Consider the following 18,075-nt stretch of genomic DNA (forward strand, 5'->3'; position numbering starts at 1 on the left):
AAAATGCAGAAATCAAACACACTAAAGATCACATTACTTACTTCAGCTTTATTTTGTATTATCAAACTCGCTCTCGACATATTTTTCATAATGTATAATCATCTCTCACTGTATACGGCTCTTTTCGGAGAGACCGTAAAAAGTGAGACTCTTCCTGCCAATATCAAGTTCGGACTTATGCTGGAAGCCCTTATCGTTTCCGCACCTATATGCGTACTGGCTTCAATAAACTGTGCATACAAGGATCTCAAGAAAAAACGAGGCATAATCACCATTGTCCTTGCAGTATTACTTTTCCTTACAGATTACGGCTGCTCAATGCTGGTAAACCGTATCATACGCAACAATATCAAGGAAAAATACGGCAAAGACATCATGGACATCGTAACACAGGTAAACTCATTAAGAGGCTTGTCAGGTTTCCTGGTTTGTGCTGCATTCGTTATGGTATGCTGCTGTGCCTCAATAGAGATATACGGAGGAAATCTTGCAGAAAGCAGGAAATTAGAGGAGAAAAGTGCATAAACGTGCATTTTTCGGCGTTTTTAACATAAAAATACGCTTTTAGCGAATGAGCAGAAGGGGTTCTGTGCCGTTCGTTATAATATAATGATATAAGGGAAAAATCAAAAGGGGAAATTTGACTATGAAAAAAATTATTATCATTCTGTCATCTATTGTGCTCATTCTGGTCGCATCGTTGTTCGGTGCATACTTATACATCACTCACCCGTCCGAGGAGCATGAACTTAAAAACTTCAGCTTTAAATTGCCTGACGGCTTCGAGTGCATCGACTATACAGTCAATTATTCGGGAACTTACAAATTTTGGGGCGAGACAATATTCATTAGAGACATAGATACAAACTGCGATCTCGAAACGGTAAAAGATTACGTTTACCGAATCAGTGAAGACGTAAAGTTTGAAAAGCTCGAAGGATACCCGTATGATGGCTATTACTGTACAGCAAAGCCCGTTTTTGGGGACGAAAATGATGAAAAGAGCTTACAGATCGGGTACATTCTCGGAACAGATACAAACTATTTTAATATATACTGCGATTGCACTCCGTTAAAGGCAAAGATCATAAAACCTGTACTTGCAAAGATCGCAAAAACTGTAAAATACACCTCTGATTTCCGCCTCGCGGACAAGCCAGATGTGTATGACTGTGAGTATTTAAGCGTATACACAGGCTCAAAATACTATTGCTATGAACATGAAACTTATTCATCTGCAAAATCCGATTACATACTCTATTTAGATGAAAGATATGCTAATACAGACGATTTTCATAAAATAAATTATCCGTTTCTTGAAATAAAGGTCTACGATAATGGCAAATCACCTGTTGACCTTGCAGATGATGTATATAACGGTTTCCTTGAAACAGAGGATTCAGTAAAAGATACCCGTCCCGACGGATTCTACGATGAGGTGACGAGAGATCAGCTGGATATGTTCGGCTTAAAATGCGAGCTCGTCCACTCTGTAATGGATAAATATAATTGCTTCGATTATTATTTTTTCAACAATGGTAAATATACCTACCGTATTGAAGCATCATACTGCAAAGACATTGACGAAGCTGACGTAAAAGAAATGCTTGACGGCATAACAATAAAGGAAACGGTGCAGAAATGAAAAAAATAATTATAACGCTCTCATCTATCCTTGTTCTTGCAGCAGCAGGTTCTATAGGATATACATACTATATGACTCACCCTTCGGTAGAGTACAAAACCGACAATTTCAGCTTTAAAGTACCGAAAGGCTTTAAGCTTTTGGATGATGATGAACTCGGACTATATGATATGATGTTCAGCGGTCCTTTTCACAGCCGAATATATTTCGATGACTGTACCTATAACTGTACAGTAAAAGCTTACACAGAAAGTTCCGAAGACAAGGCAAAGGCTTTTGATATTGGTTCAGGGCTTGAATGTTATTCAGAGCATACCACAAATACTAAGTCAGAACCGCTGATACAATATGTTGCAGGAACTGATACCCGCTTTTTAGATGTAAAGACCAGCTGTTCTGCCATAAAAGGATTCCTTTCAGAAAAGGCTATAAAGAATATCATGAAGACGGTAAAGTACACCTCGGATTTCAGAATTGCTGATCTTCCCGAAGAATACGACTATCCCTACTTCAGCATAAAGACAGGTCATAAATATTTCGCCGCAGATAATGAGATAAACAATGATAAATCTCTGATTGATATCAAGATAAGATATACCGAGGGAGATGATTATTTCAACTCTTCCTACCCAGCAGTATTTTTGTCTGTGTCTGAGTCAGGCAAAACAGATCCTCCGTCCGAAATGCTTGACAAACGATATGAAAAATTTAAAAGCGACAGTGAATATTTTTTTGATCCTGTACGTGGTCAAAAAGAACTTTTCGGAATTAAATGTGAGTATCTCTGCTTTAAACAAAATTTTGGTGAAGATGGAGATATAATAAAGTACGAGCAATATGGCTTTGTCAAAGGCGATAAGAATTACCTTATCACTGCCGAGGGCTTGATAGACAAGGACGAATCAGCCATAAGCGAAATGCTTGACGGCATAACGATAAAATAAAACTCGGAGGGGACATGAGAAAAAAACTTTTTATTACTTCATTATTCTGCTCAGCTCTTTTGCTTTGCAGCTGCGGACCTTCATCTCTTATCGAAGAGAAGGATACAGAAACGGATACCACCGTAAATACAACAGAAGCATCTGCTGCGGATAATGAAGATACGAAAGAAAATATAACTGAAAACAGTGATTTTGAATATGTTCCCATGTCAGAACCCGACCTGAACATCAGCCTCGACGAAGATGAATTCCGCATCTCTTATTTCAGTATGAAGCTCCCTGTCGATAAAATGCGTATGCTCGATGAGGAAGAAAAAAGCAATGTGGACCCACGTGACACATACAGTTCCATTTTCATTCCTGACGGCGAATACGCAGAAGCTGACGGCAATGCTCTTGCAGCTGTCGAATGTTCAGGAAAACAGCTGCATATTCATTCATCTGACCTGTTTGAAGGCGATCTCGAGAGTATGAAGTTCACGGCAGCCGACGCAAACGGCGGTATTATCACCGTTAACGGTCTTGATGCCTATGAGATAACAGGCATCAGCAAAAATGACAGCTCTGTAGAGTTTGTAAATTACAAAATAAGCAGTCCTGATGGCTGTTTCATAAGTATAATGTTACAGGCTTCAAACGAAAAAGGCAGAGAATGGCTGGAAATAGTCAAGGAAAGTATTCTCGGAAGCATTGCCGCTGACGAACCTGCTTATGAGTCCAAGACCTTTTCGTGCCCATATTTCAGAATATCCGAAAGTGGGAACTGGTATATCGGTTCTGAAATTGCGCCTGATGACAGAGGACTTTACTGGGTAAGCTTCTACAATAAAGATACTCTTGCAAGCGGAACATCTTATACCGCATTTGATGCAAATATATCTGATACTACCATAAAAAAAGAAGTCAAAGAAGTACTTGAAGACATAGAAAAAGAAGATATTCTCGCAAACGAAGAAACCGAATTCAGAGGTCATAAGGCAAGGTATGTAAAGGTAAATAATCCTGCCACATACTTTGAATATGTATTCTATGAACTTGATGACTGTATTGCCTGTATCTTCACCAATCTGTCAAAGGATAACTACGATCAGCTCAAAGCGGAGTCTGATGAGCTTGTTGAGCAGTTAATTTTAAATGAATAAATATCCCCAAGGAGGAATTTCCCAATGAAGAACGTATTAGTAGTAGGCGGCGGCGGACGCGAACACGCTATTATAATGAAACTGGCTGAGAGCCCTAAGGTAGGCAAGATCTACTGCACTCCCGGAAACGGCGGTATATCCAAGTATGCTGAATGTTTCAATGTAGGTGCAACAGATGTTGACGGAGTAGTTGCTCTTGCAAAACAGCTCAAGCCCGATATGGTAGTAGTTGCTCCTGATGATCCCCTCGTACTTGGTATGGTAGACGCTTTGCAGAAAGAGGGCTTCATGACATTCGGTCCTAAAGCTAATGCCGCTATTATAGAAGGCTCTAAGGTATTCTCCAAAGAGCTTATGAAGAAGTACAATATCCCTACAGCTTTCTACGAGGTATTCACAGAGTCCGATAAGGCTATCGCTTACCTCAAGGAGCAGAATAGCTACCCTGCTGTTATCAAGGCTGACGGTCTTGCTCTCGGCAAGGGCGTTATCATCGCTCAGAATGAGGAAGAAGCTGTTGCTGCTGTACACGAGATGATCGACGAGCTCAAATTCGGCAAGAGCTCCGCACGTATAGTTATCGAGGAATTCCTCACAGGTCCTGAGGTATCTGTCCTCAGCTTCACTGACGGAAAAACTTTAGTTCCTATGATATCCTCTATGGATCACAAACGCGCTCTTGACGGAGATCAGGGACTTAACACAGGCGGTATGGGTACTGTTTCACCTAACCCATGCTACACTGAGGATATTGCTAAGGAATGTATGGAAAAGATATTCATTCCTACTATGAACGCTATGAACGCTGAGGGACGCACTTTTGAAGGCTGTCTCTACTTCGGACTTATGATAACTCCCAAGGGACCAAAGGTAATTGAATACAACTGCCGTTTCGGTGATCCCGAAACTCAGGTAGTACTTCCTATGCTTGACGCTGACCTCTATGAGATATTCGAGGCTATTTACAACCACGAACTGGACAAGGTGGACATAAAGTGGCATAAGGGAAGCTGTGCCTGCGTTATCATGGCAAGCGGCGGCTACCCCGAAAGCTATCCTAAGGGCATAGTTATGAACGGCTTTGACGATAAAGGTCAGGTCGAGGGCTGTTTCGTTTATCATGCAGGTACTAAGCTCAGTGAAAACGGCGAATTTCTTACAAACGGTGGTCGTGTCATAGGCGTTACCGCAAAGGGCGATACTCTTCAGGCTGCACTTGATAAGGCTTATGAGGGTGTATCAAAGATAAGCTTTGAGGGGGCTCATTTCCGAAAAGATATCGGTCAGAGAGCTCTGAAGGCTCTCAGCTAAGGAGCATATCATGCATAAACGTTTAAATAACGGTATAAAGTACTGTTTTATCGCAAATCTGCTGTTTTTTGCATTCAGCATCATATGCCTGATATATTACAAGACCTTCGACTATGAATCAGTTTTTTCAAAGATACTCGAAATAATCGCATACAGCGTGGAAATAGGCGGATTTTGCCTTTTCCTGTGGGGCGACTGGCTCATATCAACGGCTATGAGATTTAGGACTATGATGAAAATATGCATTACGATATATATCATCGTTGAAGCTTTAATGATGGTACTGGAGCTCAATTCCTACAGGCTCGACTTCTATCAGCCGTATTCGCTCCTGCTGGCTATGGTACATTCAGCTTTCTCGGGACTCACCTGCCTTACATTCTTACAGCTTGATCCCGATAAAAAGAAGCTGGAGCTTTTCACTATAATCAGCATTTCTATCATGTTCTGCGGAATGCTCGGCAATATCATCGGACTGCGTATTTATTTCAGTATCATGATAAATTCTGTTGCATTCGCTCTGCTGTTCTTCTCCATAGGCAAACTTATTGCCCGTGAGGATATCGAAGTGGACTGCCACGGCGATAAAGCCAGAGTTGCGGAATTTACAAGTTCTATCGTTGATGATTGAGAACGCTTTCATATATAGTCCGAAAAAGGAAGAAATTCAATGCAAAAGCGTTGAATTTCAGAAAAATATTTTTTGAGTTCTATATATCGCACAATAATATATGCCTGCATTTGTGAGTTTTCACAGTGCAGGCGTTTTTTAGTGTGTAGTTGTTAGTGGTTAGTTTAGGGGCGGTAGCATAGTCAAAAGAAACACGGGCGAGCGGAACTCGCCCCTACAAAAGAGACTCACCGTTTATACGAGGCCGCCTTGATATTTTATACCACTTTTACGGAACGCCGAAGATGGCGTTCCCTACAAAAAAGGCGAACCTTTCGGTTCGCCTTTAAATTTTATAATTCTGAATTCCGCTTTCCGAATTCCTAATTGATAATTCGCAAGCGAATTATCAATACATTCCGCCTGCGGGCATTGCAGGAGCTGCAGGAGTGTCCTCCTTGATATCAGCTACAAGGCTCTCAGTTGTAAGAACCATTGAAGCTACTGATGCAGCGTTCTGGAGTGCGCTTCTTGTAACCTTAGTAGGATCAACGATACCGGCAGGTATCATGTCTGTATATACCTCGTTGTAAGCATCGAAGCCGTAGCCTACCTTACGTGAACGTACTATCTTGTCGATGATAACGCTGCCTTCAAGACCTGCGTTCTCAGCGATCTGACGTACAGGAGCTTCAAGTGCCTTGAGGATTATCTTAGCACCTGTCTTTTCATCACCGTCAAGTGTTGGGATAAGCTTGTTTACAGCAGGCATAGCATTTACGAATGCTGTACCGCCGCCTGCTACGATACCCTCTTCAACAGCTGCCTTTGTAGCTGCAAGAGCGTCCTCGATACGGAGCTTCTTTTCCTTCATCTCGATCTCTGTAGCAGCACCTACCTTGATAACAGCAACACCGCCTGCAAGCTTTGCAAGTCTTTCCTGGAGCTTCTCACGGTCGAAATCAGAAGTTGTTGTCTCGATAGCCTTTCTGATCTGTGCAACTCTTGACTGGATAGCCTTCTTGTCGCCTGCACCGTCAACGATGATAGTATTCTCCTTCTGGATAACTACCTGCTTAGCCTGACCAAGCTGGTCGATAGTTGTCTCTGTGAGTTCAAGACCGAGCTCGGAAGAAATTACCTCGCCGCCTGTAAGAACTGCTATATCCTTGAGCATTTCCTTACGTCTGTCACCAAAGCCCGGAGCCTTAACAGCTGCGACCTTGAATGTGCCGCGGAGATTGTTGAGGATAATTGTTGTAAGAGCTTCGCCCTCAACGTCCTCAGCAATGATAACGAGCTTCTTGCCCATTTTTACGATCTGCTCGAGAAGTGGGAGTATCTCCTGGATAGAAGATATCTTCTTGTCTGTGATAAGAACGAAAGCGTCATCGTAAACAGCTTCCATCTTGTCTGCATCTGTTACCATATATGGTGAGATGTAGCCTCTGTCGAACTGCATACCTTCAACAACTTCGCTGTATGTCTCGGCTGTCTTGCTCTCTTCGAGAGTGATAACGCCGTCAGCAGTTACCTTTTCCATAGCCTCGGCAATGAGCTTACCTACTGCCTCGTCAGCAGAAGAAACTGTACCTACTCTTGCGATATCCTCGCTGCCCTGTACAGCCTTTGAGTTGTCAACGATAGCCTTTACAGCAACGTCTACAGCTTTAGCGATACCCTTTTTGAGTACCATTGGATTTGCACCTGCTGCGATATTCTTCATACCCTCACGAACGATAGTCTGTGCGAGAAGTGTAGCAGTTGTTGTACCGTCACCTGCTGCATCGTTTGTCTTTGTAGCAACTTCCTTAACGAGCTGTGCGCCCATGTTCTCGAAAGCGTCCTCAAGCTCGATATCCTTAGCGATAGTAACACCGTCGTTTGTGATGAGCGGAGCACCGAACTTTTTGTCAAGAACTACGTTTCTGCCCTTAGGTCCCATTGTTATCCTTACTGTATCAGCAAGCTTGTCGATACCTGCCTGAAGTGCTTTTCTTGCGTCTTCGCCGTACTTTATATCCTTAGCCATTATAATTAACTCCTTTATAATATAGTTTACAGTTGAGAGTTTAGAGTTGAGAGTTGTTGTGTCCCCTGACGGGGACAGATTGAAAAATTTTCCAATCAATCGGCGTAAGCCGATACATTAACTCTCAACTTTCAATTCTCCACTCTCAACTTATTACGCATTATTTTACTGTTGCGAGGATATCTTCCATCTTTACGATGATGTACTCTTTACCCTCGAGCTTTACGTTTGTTCCTGAATATTTAGAAATGAGGACCTTATCGCCCTTCTTAACTTCCATTTTAATGTCAGAAGTGCCGGGACCTACCTCAACGACCTCAGCTACCTCAGGCTTTTCCTTGGCTGAACCTGAAAGAATGATACCGCTCTTTGTAGTCTCCTCAGCCTCGACCATTTTTACGACAACTCTGTCCTGTAAAGGTTTGATAGTCATGATATATACCTCCTGATAATTAATTACAAATCAATGTTTAGCACTCTTTCTCTTTGAGTGCTAATTATATTTTACCACCTTTTTACAATAAATCAAGCCTTTTCTGCAAGCTTTCACAATTTTTGTCACTGTACACAAATCACGCCTTGTAAAGTGAATTTTTATGTGCTTTCGGCTGGTTTTTTATTGCTTTTTTCGCTCATTTCACACATAAGCATCACAGTCATCAGCACTAACATTACTGACGATACGGGCGAACCTCCGCTGTTTCTGCTCACTGTTACAACTGATACTTCCACTGTTTCGTATTCCATGAAATAGGGCAGTATGAGCCTGCATATCAAGAAGCTGATAAAAGCTGCGGCAATTCGCATAATTATCAGCGGTCTCAGCGATATCCTGCCTGATGAAACTGCCGAGAGCTGAAATATAACACATATTCCGCCAAAGGAAACCAGCGCACTTATGTAAGGCAGCAGCAGCCAGTCGCCGCAGGGCAATGCTGATACATTTGTAATATCAAGGAATGCGGCGACTAAAGCCTCGCCGCTCCTGCGGTCGAGGCTGGTGAGCTTCGCAAGGAGCTCACCAACTGCTGCTGCCGCCCCGATGCGAATAAGTACCGCATTCACCACCGAAAAAGCCATTATCATAATGCATATATCACCCATTGCTCTGCCGCTCTGAATTACCGAGCTTGTGAGCATTTCCGATGACAGACTGAATTTCTGCCTCTTAAAGCTCTCCTCGGCATCTTTCCTCAGAAAAAAGGACATAAATAAGGCAAGGATAAAGTTTGCGGAAATATTGGATATCAGTATTGCTGTGCCTGCTTTGTCGGAGCTGTAGAGCTGATGTGATATACAGCCGAACGTGAAGGCAGGACCTGCTCCGAAGCACAGTCCGGACAGCAGCTCCGCACGTTTTTTTGACAGTCTCCCTGCACTGTATTCCTCGCAGAGCATTTTTACTCCCACAGGATAACCTGCGAACATTCCGAAAGTAAATATGGGGAAAATATTCCCTTCCATTCCGAAAATGAACCTGCTTATACGTCCGCAACACTTCGGTATAACTGTAAGAGCTCCGCTCCTTACAATAAGTGCAGATACTATCATCATGGCGAAAAGTGACGGTATCACAACGTTTATGCAGCGCAGAACGCTGCCATAGACCGCTTCTGCTGCGGCAGCTGTATCGAATGTGCAGAACAGGACAGCTGCCGCAAGTATCGCAAGCTTCACCGTTTTTGCAGCTTTTTCTGCAAATATCCTCATAATCATCACCCCTTTAATCATATTATTGGAAGTGAAAAAATATACAGGAGTGGAGCTTATGTTTGAATGGCTTGCGGAGCTTACCCGTGAAACTCTCTATTTAAACTCAGGGATACACATTTCCGACAACAAGGAGCTTATAATAGATAACTGCCGCAGGATAGAGGAATATAACGAGGTCTATATGCGGCTGGTCTCAGGCGGACTTTATATAAGTATACACGGGAACGGTCTGAGAGCCTATGACTTCCGTACAGGCGGACTTGTCATACGCGGATATATCGAAAAGATAGAATTTACAGAAAGGAACAAGCATAATGAGCGTGAAATTAAGAGGATCTATGAGGATAAACGCACAGGGGAAGAAACTCTATAAATTCATAAATCTTATGCATGAAAACCGCATAGAATGCAGAGGGCAGTACTGCCGCGGCGAAATATTCCGCGGTGATGTTTTTAACAGGGATATGAAAAGGATACGTGAGCTTGCAAAGGAGTGCGGCGTAGAGCTGAAAGCTGCCGAATACGACAGCCTTTCCGCAAGACTTCGCCGCTATCGGAAAAGGATAGGACTGTTTATGGGACTTATATTTTCAGCTTTGTCGGTGCTTTATTTCTCTCAGACTATCGTCACTATAGAGATAGAAGGCAATACTTCAATAAGTGATGATATTATCCTCTCCGCACTTGCAGAGCTTGACGTAAAAGCAGGCACTCCCCTCTACCGCCTTGACCTGCGTGAATGTCAGAACAGACTCAAAACAATGGTCGAGGGTATCGCCTGGGCAGGCATAAGACACACAGGAAGCCGTATAGCAGTGCAGATACGCGAAGCCGAACCCAAGCCCGATATGTCTCTTGAACGTGTCCCCTGCAATATAGTCGCAAGCCGTGATGCAGTCATATCCTCGGTGCTTGTACAGAGCGGTGAGCTGAAACACATAGTCGGGGACTACGTTCCCAAAGGTACTCTGCTCATCAGCGGAGTCTCCGACGGTCCGAAGGGCAAGACCTTTATTTATCACGCTATGGGAGATATCCGAGGTACTTATGAGGAAACTGTCAGCTTTTCAGCTCCTTTCATTTCGCAGGAGCTTGCTCCTACAGGCAAAAGGAAGAAGCTTCGCAGGCTAAGGCTTTTCAGTCTCGATATACCGCTTTCGTTCGGACATAACGACTACGCGCACAGTGATGCAGTAAACTCACAAAAACGCCTTGAACTTTTCGGCAAAGAGCTGCCGATCGGTATCGACAGGACGGATATCACCGAGCTTTCACCTGTGGAAAATACATTCACCGAGGAAGAACTGTCACAGCGGCTCATGGAAAGAGTATACCTTTACGAAAATAACTTCCTTGACGGCGATACACGCATGATCTCACGGACCATTGATACCGTCAAAACTAATGATACCCTTACACTTAACGTAAAATACACCCTCGAAAGCAGTATCGCTCAGCAAAAAGATATATTTATAAAATAAAAGCCGTCATTTTTTACAAAAAAATATTGACAAAGCTCTCTTTTCAATGTAAAATAGTAAGCAGGGGATCAATTTTTTCCTTGAAAGGAGAGACTTTCCATGATATCGATCAAAAGCGATGACTTTAGTGAGAATTATGAGCTTTTCGTAAAACTGTGTTCTATCACTTCAGAACCTATGAAACTCGTAAACGATAAATGTCAGGATATGATAGTCATGACTGCCGAAGCTTTCGAGCGCAGGAATAAATTGCTCGATCTCCGTGAAAAATTCCTCGGCACCGACACGGATAAATGTCTGAGTTCTGAAAATACCGACTTTCAACAGCTGGGACAATATATTAATGAACTGGAAAAAAACGGGGAATAAATTGGTAATAATGCGTTCACACATGAGCCTGATAAATGAAAATCAGATGAAATCGTCTGACTTTTTATTGACAACCACAAACTTTTACAATATAATAATCTTGTGGTACAAGGGGTGTACCTGAAACACATTGTTACATGAAACAGGAGGATTATAAAAATGGGTGTATTCAGAAGATTAAGCGACCTTCTCAAGGCTAACGTAAACGATCTTATCGACAGAGCAGAAGATCCTGAGAAGATGGTCAAGCAGATCATCATTGATATGCAGACAGAGCTCACAAAGGCTACTCAGAACTACGGCAAGGCTAAGGCAAGCGAACGCCTCGCTGAGAAGAAGTACCTTGATGCTCAGAAGATATCAGCTGACTGGGAAGCTAAGGCTAAGGCTGCTCTCGCTAAGGGAGATCAGGATCTTGCTAAGCAGGCTCTCGCAAGAAAGGTCAAGGCTGACGAGGACGTTGCAAACTATAAGGAAATGTACGATTCCATCTCTTCACAGACAGACGCTATCGGCGATCAGGTAGAGGTGCTCAAGGCTAAGCTCGAAGAGGCTAAGAGCCGTCAGGCAATGCTCATCGCTCGCTCACAGATGGCTGATACTCAGAAGAGCCTTGCTAAGGCAGCAGGTACTTTCGATCCTAACTCCTCTTTTGAGAAGTTCCAGAGAATGGAAGACAAGGTCGTACGCAAGGAAGCTGAGGCTGCTGCTTTCACTGAGATCGCAGGCGATGCACTCGGCGGTGGATCAGGTGACGAGCTGAAGGATACTTTCAATCAGCTTGCTTCAGACGCTAAGGTAGATGCTGAGCTCCAGAGACTCATGGCTGAGATGAACGGCGGCGCAGCTTCAAACGACGCTGACTGATAAAAAACTAAAAGCAAAGGAATTTATTTTATGAGCCGCAAAAAAGAAAATGTATATTCCGCAAAAAAAATGTTAAGGGAGTCAATGCCCATACTTTGTGCACTATTCATTGGAATGGTTTCAGTAGCATATATTCTCTTCCGCAGCTGGAGCAACAAGCTCTACTATGAGAAGTGGAAAGAATATGAAGATTGCGGTATCTAAAGAAGTTAAAGCTCCGAAGCACTATGCTTCGGAGCTTTTTATTGCGTATTATATATTTTACAGGCAGATAAAAAGCTCCCCGAATAAATCGGGGAGCTTTTAAATTTGTCATTACTTGGTCGGATCAAGGCTTGTTATCTTATTGAGCAGGAACTCCTGTATGCGGAGTGCGTCATTTGATGTAACACCCTTGCTTGAAGTATCAACGTCTGCATTTGCAGAACCTGTTTCTGTAAGATGATGATCGTCTGTACCTTTAAGTCCGTACTTGTTCGGATTTGCAAGGCTCTGCATGATAAGAACTATATCAGACATATCAACTTCTCCGTCGCAGTTAGCATCGCCGTACTTAGTTACCTTAGGAAGGCTTGTAGCAGCATCTGTAGTTGTAGGAGTTGATACCATTATGCTGGTTGTTGTATAGACAGAAGTAACAGTTGTAGTTGTAGATGACGTTGTTGGTGCAGTATTTGAAGTTGTTGTGGTAGTTGTAGTTGTCTCCTTTGGCTTTGTAGTAGTTGATGTAGTTACCTTTGGAGTATCACTGCCTGTGCTGCCGAGACCGTCAGCCTTTGTGCCGTCAGGCTCTTCACCGTAGTAAAGCTTGCCGTTTACGTATACAGGTACGTAAGGTGTCATAACACCTATAGTTGAACCGTCAGAACCCTTTGCTGTCTTGCCAAGTCCCTGAGCTGAGAAGTCGTTGGAAGAATCCCAGCCGCTGCCGTAATCAGGCATTACAAGTGCAAGGAGTATCTCGCACTGCTGCTGTCCTTCGGAAATAGGAAGAACTACTCGTCCGTCAGGAAGATTAACCTCGATGTAGTAAATATTACCGCTGTACTGGATAGGCTTTGATATCTCAGCTGTCTTATAGCCCTTGCCTGAGTACATAGCTGACTGGTCACGGTCGCATCGGATAACGAGATCCTCAGGCTTCTTGCCCTGTGCGATGATTTCACTGAGATCCATGTAGTATCTGAATGAGATATTGTCCTGTACTCTTGCAGGCCATGCAGAATGGTTAGTTACCTTGAAGCTGATAGTCTGTCCGCTTGAATCGCCGCCCTTTGAAAGCACCTCAACGTAGAACTCGGGACTGTCGTGAACTTCCTTTGCAGGGAAGCTTGGATCCTTTGTACCGCCGTACTTGTCGATCAGCTTGCAGAGCATTGCAGTGAAGCCTGCATTATAGTCTGTAGCCACCTCGTTGTTGATGAAGTCGTCACGGCTGTCCTTGTATGATCCGTCATTATTCGGACCTCCTACGAGAGCACCGTAGAGGATATGACGTGAGTGTGAAGGATCATATACCGAGTTTTTCCATGAACCGTGTGATGTACGGTGATGTGGGTTCTGTGGATACTTGTCGCCGAAGCCTACAACATAGCTCTGCTTGAGAGGGTTGTCACCGAGAGCGTAGTTTACCTGTGTCTCGGCAAAGTCAGTGTACTTGTCAGCCTCTGACTTGAGAACTGTATCGCTTGCAACAGTTGCTATGAAAGCAGATGCGGTCGCATATCTTATACAGCCCCAGTTGCTGAGCCAGCGGAGACCGCCTTCGATCTTGGTAGCTTCGTCGCCGTTTACCCAGCGGTCGCAGTGCTTCTTAACGTGTGCGATAGCAGTTGAATCGTTTGTATTTATAGCATAGAGCAGCATACCGCCCTGTGTATTATCGTCCCAGCAGTGTGCCCAGCCGTATGCAGTACCGCCTTCGCCGCGCATCTCAGGGAGCTTGGAAATAAAGCCCTTAGCTTCGTCAAGATACTTCTGCTCACCTGTTGCGATATAGAGCCAGTTTGCAGCATAGAAAAGCTGATCGTAGCAATGCTCTGAACGGTAGAAGTTCTTAGCGTCGCTGGCGTTATATACATCATCGCTTGGAGATTGCTTTGCAATGCTGTAGATATTCTCGGCGTGTTTTATGTAGTCAGCCTTCTTTGAAGCGTCGATATCGCCGTCAAGTGCTGCTGCACCTGATGCGAGAGCAGCTGCCATTTCACCGAATACAGCTGTACAGCCCTTTGATGCTTTCAGTGCTGCACGGCATTCGGAGATCTTGTGTGAGTTGTCTTCCATACCGTATTCGAGAAGCTCAACAGGTCCCCACCATGTATGGTCGTCCTGACCGATACCTACCTGATATACTATCTCAGTGCCCTTGTCGCAGTCAGCAAGATAATCAAGAACGAATTCAAGGTTGTTGACGTATGTAGTTTTAAGTCCTGCCTTTTCAACTCCCTCGGGGTACTGATAAAGTCCCCATGCAAGCATTGATGCCGAATAAGCCATAGGCAGATTGAATTTTACGTGGTCGCCCGCATCGTACCAGCCGCCCAGTACAGGGTCCTGCATAGTAGAATCGGCTCTCCATTCAACTCTGTTCCATTCAGGGAGCGGTCCTGCCTGCTGGACCTCATAGAAGTACAGAGACTTATCAAGTGCGTCAGCGTAGTTGAACTTTCCGTCAGCAGCTGTTGCTGTGTCAATAACAGCCATAGGTGCTGAGGACATCACTGACGCTCCGAGAATTACAGCGGAAAGCAGTCCGCTTGTAAACTTTTTAAGCATAGTAAAACTCTCCTCTCATTTTTTATTGCTGTGTATAAACAATACACAGCTTCCTCACGAGTATACATAGCTATACAATTTAGATTATGCCATATTATCGCGGAATTGTCAAGGGTATAAACTACAGAAAAAGGCTGTATAACGACAAAAGCCGCAATATTTTATCACAATAGCCAATTTCAGAGCTGCTAATTTGTGAAAGCTGACAAGGCGCGTGATACCGCCAGTTTTTTTCTGCTCTGAAAACTCTTTCGGCAGCAACTTTTTTGCCCCGTCTGTTGATTTATTGAAAATCATATGATATAATATTGTTATTATATGATATATGGGGGAATATCAATGAAAAAATTCTTAAAGTCTCTTGCGTTTGCTCTGATGCTTTTATGTCTTGTAGTCATACCGCTGGGGACTCGTGCGGATTTTGGCGATTTCGCAGGCGATTCGGATTACGACAGCGGCTGGGACAGCGGCGGTTGGGACAACGATTACGACAGCGGAAACAGCTACGACTGGGACGATGATGATGACTATCACAGCTCGGGCGGCGGCGGTTTAAATGGTTTTGCATTGGCTGTTGGAGCAATAGCTGTATTTACTGTCATGGGAATGTCCTCTGCCAGCAAGAAAAATAAAAACGAACATCATACATATACTCTCAAGCCTGAGAATGATCTGCGCAGCATTTATGAGTATCTGGATATTGATCCTGATTTCTCAAATCCCGATTTCATCGAAAAGGTATCAAATCTCTATGTACGCTTCCAGAATGAGTGGCAGAATAAGAACATAGAACCTCTCAGACCTTACATGACAAGTGCTATGTTCGCTCAGATGGACAGACAGCTTGACAAGTACCGTCAGAACAATCAGACCAACCATGTTGAACGCATAGCTGTGCTTAATACTGAGATACTCGGCTGGAGGCAGGAGAGCGGTCTTGATGTGATCGTTATCCAACTCGATACACGTATCGTGGATTACGTTACCGATGACAATACAGGTGCTATTGTCCGCGGCGACAATACTCATGAGAAGTTCATGACATACGAATGGACTCTCGTCCGCACAACAGGCGTGACAACATCAAAGTCTACAGGCACGACCTCACAGACCTGTCCGTACTGCGGTGCTCATATCGACATAAATCAGAACACAGTCTGCGAATACTGCGGCTCTGTTCTTACTACAGATACATTTGACTGGGCAGTAAGCAGTATCAAGGGTATCTCACAGCATACTAAGAGATAAAGCTTTTATATTTATCGGGGGATAATATGAAAAGGCTGAGAATATTTATACTGCTGATACTCTCATCATTCTGCCTGCTGACTATGCCTGTTGAATCAAAGGCTCTGAATTTCGGCAATTTTGCAGGCGATGAAGATTTCAGCTATGACAGCAACCGGCAGGTGGAGGAAACTACCGCCGCACATTATGCAGGAGCTGCTTCCGACAGCAGCGACGATGACAGCGACAGCCGGTGCGGAGACTGCGGCGGCTGCATAATAACAACAGATACTTTCGATTGGGCTATAAGCAACATAACAGCCCTTTCACAGCAGAAAAAGTAGACCATACGGCTCGTGAAAAATGAATGGATATTTACTGATTTGCGATGAGTCTCAGAGCCTCGGAAGGCTGCTGGCACGCAGATTTATGAACATGGGTATGCCGTCGGAATGCTGCAAAAGCTCGATAGCAAGCATAAAAAGCAGGCTGTCTGACGGAAACATATGCGGTATCATATTATTCGCTTTCCGACCTGACGATGATCTGCTGGAATTGATAAGGCATATATATGAAAGCGGTATATCGGTATTTGCAGGACTTTACGCCTCTTCTGCTTCTGTGCATGAAAGATTTCGCAGGGCAGGTGCTGTAAGGTGCTTTACAATGCCGTATCCCGTAAGCAGCCTTTGCCGCACGGTCATACGGTATACAGAGTGTGGTAAAAGTCTTATCTCACACCTTGAGCTTCTTCTCGAAGAACTGGGCTTTCCGCGCAGACTCAGCGGTTTTTACTATCTTGCAAAGGCTGCGGAAATAACCATAAATGCTCCCGAAAGGCTCTGGGGCAATATGAACGGAATATACGAGGAGATAGCTCAGGCATATTCAACAAAAGCTTCTCTTGTGGAAAGAGCTATGCGAAATCTCGCCGATCACGCCTTTAAAAGCGGTGCTTCGGCACGGCTGACCGAACACAGACTCGTTGAAAAGCCCACAAATACCGAGCTTATATGCGCACTTTGCGATATGTTCAGCCGAATATGAGAGAAATATGCTATTTTAACAAAATATACATCAAACTCAGTTCAAATATTCAAAAAATGGTAATTTTTGATTGACATTTTCACCGATCTGAGTTATAATTAACTTAATATAATGTTTAATACGGAAGGAAGGTATTAACCAAATGGCTAACGAAAAAAATCCAAAAGTCCTTATAGTTGACGATGACAAGAACATCTGTGATCTTCTCAGACTTTATCTTGAAAAAGACGGCTACAGTGTCCTTCTTTGTCACGACGGCGATGATGCTGTTGTTAAATTCAAGGCTCTCAGCCCCGATATGGTGCTGCTGGATATAATGCTTCCCGGAAAGGACGGCTGGCAGGTATGCCGTGAGATCAGAAAGATCTCAAACGTCCCGATCATTATGATAACTGCTAAGGGTGAGACTATCGACAAGGTCATCGGTCTCGAACTTGGTGCTGACGATTACATCGTAAAGCCATTCGATGCTAAGGAAGTCATTGCCCGTATCAACGCTGTAACACGCCGCGTTGGAACAGGTATGGCTGAGCCTGAGTCAAAGGAAGTGCATTACGACAAGCTTTCTGTAAATATGGACAGCTATGAGCTGAAAGTTAACGGAAAGAATATAGATACTCCTCCTAAGGAGCTCGAACTTCTCTATTACCTTGCTTCCAACCCGAACAGAGTTTATACCCGTGACCAGCTCCTTGACGAAGTATGGGGCTTTGAGTACTACGGCGACTCGCGTACCATTGACGTTCATATCAAGCGTCTGCGTGAAAAGCTTGAGGGCATTTCCGATAAGTGGACTCTCAAGACTGTATGGGGTGTAGGATATAAGTTTGAAGCCGACGAAGAGGAATAAGCTCTTATTATATCAGACAGCAAATGTCCGATATTTTTCGATACGCATGGAGTGAGCGT

General features: G+C 43.8%; 19 protein-coding genes. 15 read left to right on the top strand and 4 right to left on the bottom strand.

All coding sequences use genetic code 11. The features are described 5' to 3' along the window. Window positions 1–3: 3 nt before the first annotated feature. The 6 genes from BLW60_RS06840 to BLW60_RS06865 all read left to right on the top strand — a co-directional run bounded on the left by BLW60_RS06840 (window position 4) and on the right by BLW60_RS06865 (window position 5,673). Window positions 4–525 carry a hypothetical protein gene (locus tag BLW60_RS06840; protein ID WP_074715741.1) on the top strand — a complete coding sequence of 174 codons (522 nt, stop codon included), beginning with the start codon at window positions 4–6 and terminating at the stop codon, window positions 523–525. A 121-nt stretch (window positions 526–646) separates the two neighbouring features. Beyond that, window positions 647–1,645 (top strand): hypothetical protein, encoded by a 999-nt coding sequence (locus tag BLW60_RS06845; RefSeq protein WP_074715743.1) that lies wholly within the window; start codon window positions 647–649, stop codon window positions 1,643–1,645. Beyond that, window positions 1,642–2,589, top strand: coding sequence for a hypothetical protein (locus tag BLW60_RS06850; protein ID WP_074715744.1), 948 nt, complete (start codon window positions 1,642–1,644; stop codon window positions 2,587–2,589). Before BLW60_RS06845 ends, BLW60_RS06850 begins: the two co-directional genes overlap by 4 nt. A gap of 14 nt (window positions 2,590–2,603) precedes the next feature. Next, on the top strand, window positions 2,604–3,731 hold the full coding sequence (locus BLW60_RS06855) for a hypothetical protein (protein ID WP_074715746.1): 1,128 nt from the start codon (window positions 2,604–2,606) through the stop codon (window positions 3,729–3,731). 24 nt (window positions 3,732–3,755) lie between these two features. Beyond that, window positions 3,756–5,042: a phosphoribosylamine--glycine ligase gene (gene purD / locus BLW60_RS06860; RefSeq protein WP_074715747.1), complete on the top strand. Its 1,287-nt coding sequence runs from the start codon at window positions 3,756–3,758 to the stop codon at window positions 5,040–5,042. A gap of 10 nt (window positions 5,043–5,052) precedes the next feature. Further along, window positions 5,053–5,673 carry a hypothetical protein gene (locus tag BLW60_RS06865; RefSeq protein WP_074715751.1) on the top strand — a complete coding sequence of 207 codons (621 nt, stop codon included), beginning with the start codon at window positions 5,053–5,055 and terminating at the stop codon, window positions 5,671–5,673. Window positions 5,674–6,061: 388 nt separating this feature from the next. Here the strand turns inward: BLW60_RS06865 and groL are convergent, their stop codons facing one another. The 3 genes from groL to BLW60_RS06880 all read right to left on the bottom strand — a co-directional run bounded on the left by groL (window position 6,062) and on the right by BLW60_RS06880 (window position 9,394). Then, window positions 6,062–7,684 (bottom strand): chaperonin GroEL, encoded by a 1,623-nt coding sequence (gene groL / locus BLW60_RS06870; protein ID WP_074715753.1) that lies wholly within the window; start codon window positions 7,682–7,684, stop codon window positions 6,062–6,064. Between the two features lie 160 nt (window positions 7,685–7,844). Further along, a complete protein-coding gene (locus BLW60_RS06875) occupies window positions 7,845–8,117 on the bottom strand; it encodes a co-chaperone GroES (RefSeq protein ID WP_074715755.1) in 273 nt (90 codons plus the stop codon). 161 nt (window positions 8,118–8,278) lie between these two features. Beyond that, on the bottom strand, window positions 8,279–9,394 hold the full coding sequence (locus BLW60_RS06880; protein WP_074715757.1) for a hypothetical protein: 1,116 nt from the start codon (window positions 9,392–9,394) through the stop codon (window positions 8,279–8,281). Between the two features lie 58 nt (window positions 9,395–9,452). Between BLW60_RS06880 and BLW60_RS06885 the strand changes: the two genes are divergently transcribed. From BLW60_RS06885 to BLW60_RS16785, 5 genes are all read left to right on the top strand, one after another. Beyond that, window positions 9,453–9,770 (top strand): YabP/YqfC family sporulation protein, encoded by a 318-nt coding sequence (locus BLW60_RS06885; RefSeq protein WP_074715759.1) that lies wholly within the window; start codon window positions 9,453–9,455, stop codon window positions 9,768–9,770. After that, window positions 9,736–10,878, top strand: coding sequence for a sporulation protein YqfD (locus BLW60_RS06890; RefSeq protein ID WP_074715761.1), 1,143 nt, complete (start codon window positions 9,736–9,738; stop codon window positions 10,876–10,878). The genes BLW60_RS06885 and BLW60_RS06890 overlap by 35 nt, the downstream gene beginning before the upstream one ends. Before the next feature lie 99 nt (window positions 10,879–10,977). After that, window positions 10,978–11,247 carry a hypothetical protein gene (locus BLW60_RS06895; protein WP_074715763.1) on the top strand — a complete coding sequence of 90 codons (270 nt, stop codon included), beginning with the start codon at window positions 10,978–10,980 and terminating at the stop codon, window positions 11,245–11,247. Between the two features lie 159 nt (window positions 11,248–11,406). Continuing rightward, window positions 11,407–12,114, top strand: a complete 708-nt coding sequence (locus BLW60_RS06900; RefSeq protein WP_074715765.1) for a PspA/IM30 family protein — start codon at window positions 11,407–11,409, stop codon at window positions 12,112–12,114. 30 nt (window positions 12,115–12,144) lie between these two features. Continuing rightward, a complete protein-coding gene (locus BLW60_RS16785) occupies window positions 12,145–12,318 on the top strand; it encodes a hypothetical protein (RefSeq protein ID WP_175460903.1) in 174 nt (57 codons plus the stop codon). 111 nt (window positions 12,319–12,429) lie between these two features. Here BLW60_RS16785 and BLW60_RS06905 read toward each other — a convergent pair whose 3' ends face one another. After that, window positions 12,430–14,892: a glycoside hydrolase family 9 protein gene (locus BLW60_RS06905; protein ID WP_074715767.1), complete on the bottom strand. Its 2,463-nt coding sequence runs from the start codon at window positions 14,890–14,892 to the stop codon at window positions 12,430–12,432. 339 nt (window positions 14,893–15,231) lie between these two features. Between BLW60_RS06905 and BLW60_RS06910 the strand changes: the two genes are divergently transcribed. The 4 genes from BLW60_RS06910 (at window position 15,232) to BLW60_RS06925 (ending at window position 18,016) form a co-directional block, all read left to right on the top strand. Then, window positions 15,232–16,140: a zinc-ribbon domain-containing transport protein gene (locus tag BLW60_RS06910; RefSeq protein WP_074715769.1), complete on the top strand. Its 909-nt coding sequence runs from the start codon at window positions 15,232–15,234 to the stop codon at window positions 16,138–16,140. A 26-nt stretch (window positions 16,141–16,166) separates the two neighbouring features. Beyond that, the gene (locus BLW60_RS06915) at window positions 16,167–16,463 is read left to right on the top strand and encodes a hypothetical protein (RefSeq protein WP_074715771.1); all 297 of its coding nucleotides are present in this window, start codon (window positions 16,167–16,169) and stop codon (window positions 16,461–16,463) included. A gap of 19 nt (window positions 16,464–16,482) precedes the next feature. Beyond that, window positions 16,483–17,166: a sporulation initiation factor Spo0A C-terminal domain-containing protein gene (locus BLW60_RS06920; protein WP_081348158.1), complete on the top strand. Its 684-nt coding sequence runs from the start codon at window positions 16,483–16,485 to the stop codon at window positions 17,164–17,166. 142 nt (window positions 17,167–17,308) lie between these two features. Further along, the gene (locus tag BLW60_RS06925) at window positions 17,309–18,016 is read left to right on the top strand and encodes a response regulator transcription factor (RefSeq protein ID WP_074715773.1); all 708 of its coding nucleotides are present in this window, start codon (window positions 17,309–17,311) and stop codon (window positions 18,014–18,016) included. The last annotated feature ends 59 nt before the right edge of the window (window positions 18,017–18,075 follow it).

Origin of the sequence: Ruminococcus flavefaciens (genome assembly GCF_900108555.1) — a bacterium.
Classification (GTDB): Bacteria; Bacillota; Clostridia; order Oscillospirales; family Ruminococcaceae; genus Ruminococcus; species Ruminococcus flavefaciens_P.

Bases quoted from the DNA above. Each gene is read 5' to 3' on its own strand.
- purD (WP_074715747.1), top strand. From the start codon at position 3,756: ATGAAGAACGTATTAGTAGTAGGCGGCGGCGGACGCGAACACGCTATT.
- BLW60_RS06840 (WP_074715741.1), top strand. From the start codon at position 4: ATGCAGAAATCAAACACACTAAAGATCACATTACTTACTTCAGCTTTA.
- BLW60_RS16785 (WP_175460903.1), top strand. From the start codon at position 12,145: ATGAGCCGCAAAAAAGAAAATGTATATTCCGCAAAAAAAATGTTAAGG.
- BLW60_RS06875 (WP_074715755.1), bottom strand. From the start codon at position 8,117: ATGACTATCAAACCTTTACAGGACAGAGTTGTCGTAAAAATGGTCGAG.
- BLW60_RS06910 (WP_074715769.1), top strand. From the start codon at position 15,232: ATGAAAAAATTCTTAAAGTCTCTTGCGTTTGCTCTGATGCTTTTATGT.
- groL (WP_074715753.1), bottom strand. From the start codon at position 7,684: ATGGCTAAGGATATAAAGTACGGCGAAGACGCAAGAAAAGCACTTCAG.
- BLW60_RS06890 (WP_074715761.1), top strand. From the start codon at position 9,736: ATGAGGATAAACGCACAGGGGAAGAAACTCTATAAATTCATAAATCTT.
- BLW60_RS06885 (WP_074715759.1), top strand. From the start codon at position 9,453: ATGTTTGAATGGCTTGCGGAGCTTACCCGTGAAACTCTCTATTTAAAC.
- BLW60_RS06915 (WP_074715771.1), top strand. From the start codon at position 16,167: ATGAAAAGGCTGAGAATATTTATACTGCTGATACTCTCATCATTCTGC.
- BLW60_RS06845 (WP_074715743.1), top strand. From the start codon at position 647: ATGAAAAAAATTATTATCATTCTGTCATCTATTGTGCTCATTCTGGTC.
- BLW60_RS06920 (WP_081348158.1), top strand. From the start codon at position 16,483: ATGAATGGATATTTACTGATTTGCGATGAGTCTCAGAGCCTCGGAAGG.
- BLW60_RS06880 (WP_074715757.1), bottom strand. From the start codon at position 9,394: ATGAGGATATTTGCAGAAAAAGCTGCAAAAACGGTGAAGCTTGCGATA.
- BLW60_RS06925 (WP_074715773.1), top strand. From the start codon at position 17,309: ATGGCTAACGAAAAAAATCCAAAAGTCCTTATAGTTGACGATGACAAG.
- BLW60_RS06865 (WP_074715751.1), top strand. From the start codon at position 5,053: ATGCATAAACGTTTAAATAACGGTATAAAGTACTGTTTTATCGCAAAT.
- BLW60_RS06900 (WP_074715765.1), top strand. From the start codon at position 11,407: ATGGGTGTATTCAGAAGATTAAGCGACCTTCTCAAGGCTAACGTAAAC.
- BLW60_RS06855 (WP_074715746.1), top strand. From the start codon at position 2,604: ATGAGAAAAAAACTTTTTATTACTTCATTATTCTGCTCAGCTCTTTTG.
- BLW60_RS06850 (WP_074715744.1), top strand. From the start codon at position 1,642: ATGAAAAAAATAATTATAACGCTCTCATCTATCCTTGTTCTTGCAGCA.
- BLW60_RS06905 (WP_074715767.1), bottom strand. From the start codon at position 14,892: ATGCTTAAAAAGTTTACAAGCGGACTGCTTTCCGCTGTAATTCTCGGA.
- BLW60_RS06895 (WP_074715763.1), top strand. From the start codon at position 10,978: ATGATATCGATCAAAAGCGATGACTTTAGTGAGAATTATGAGCTTTTC.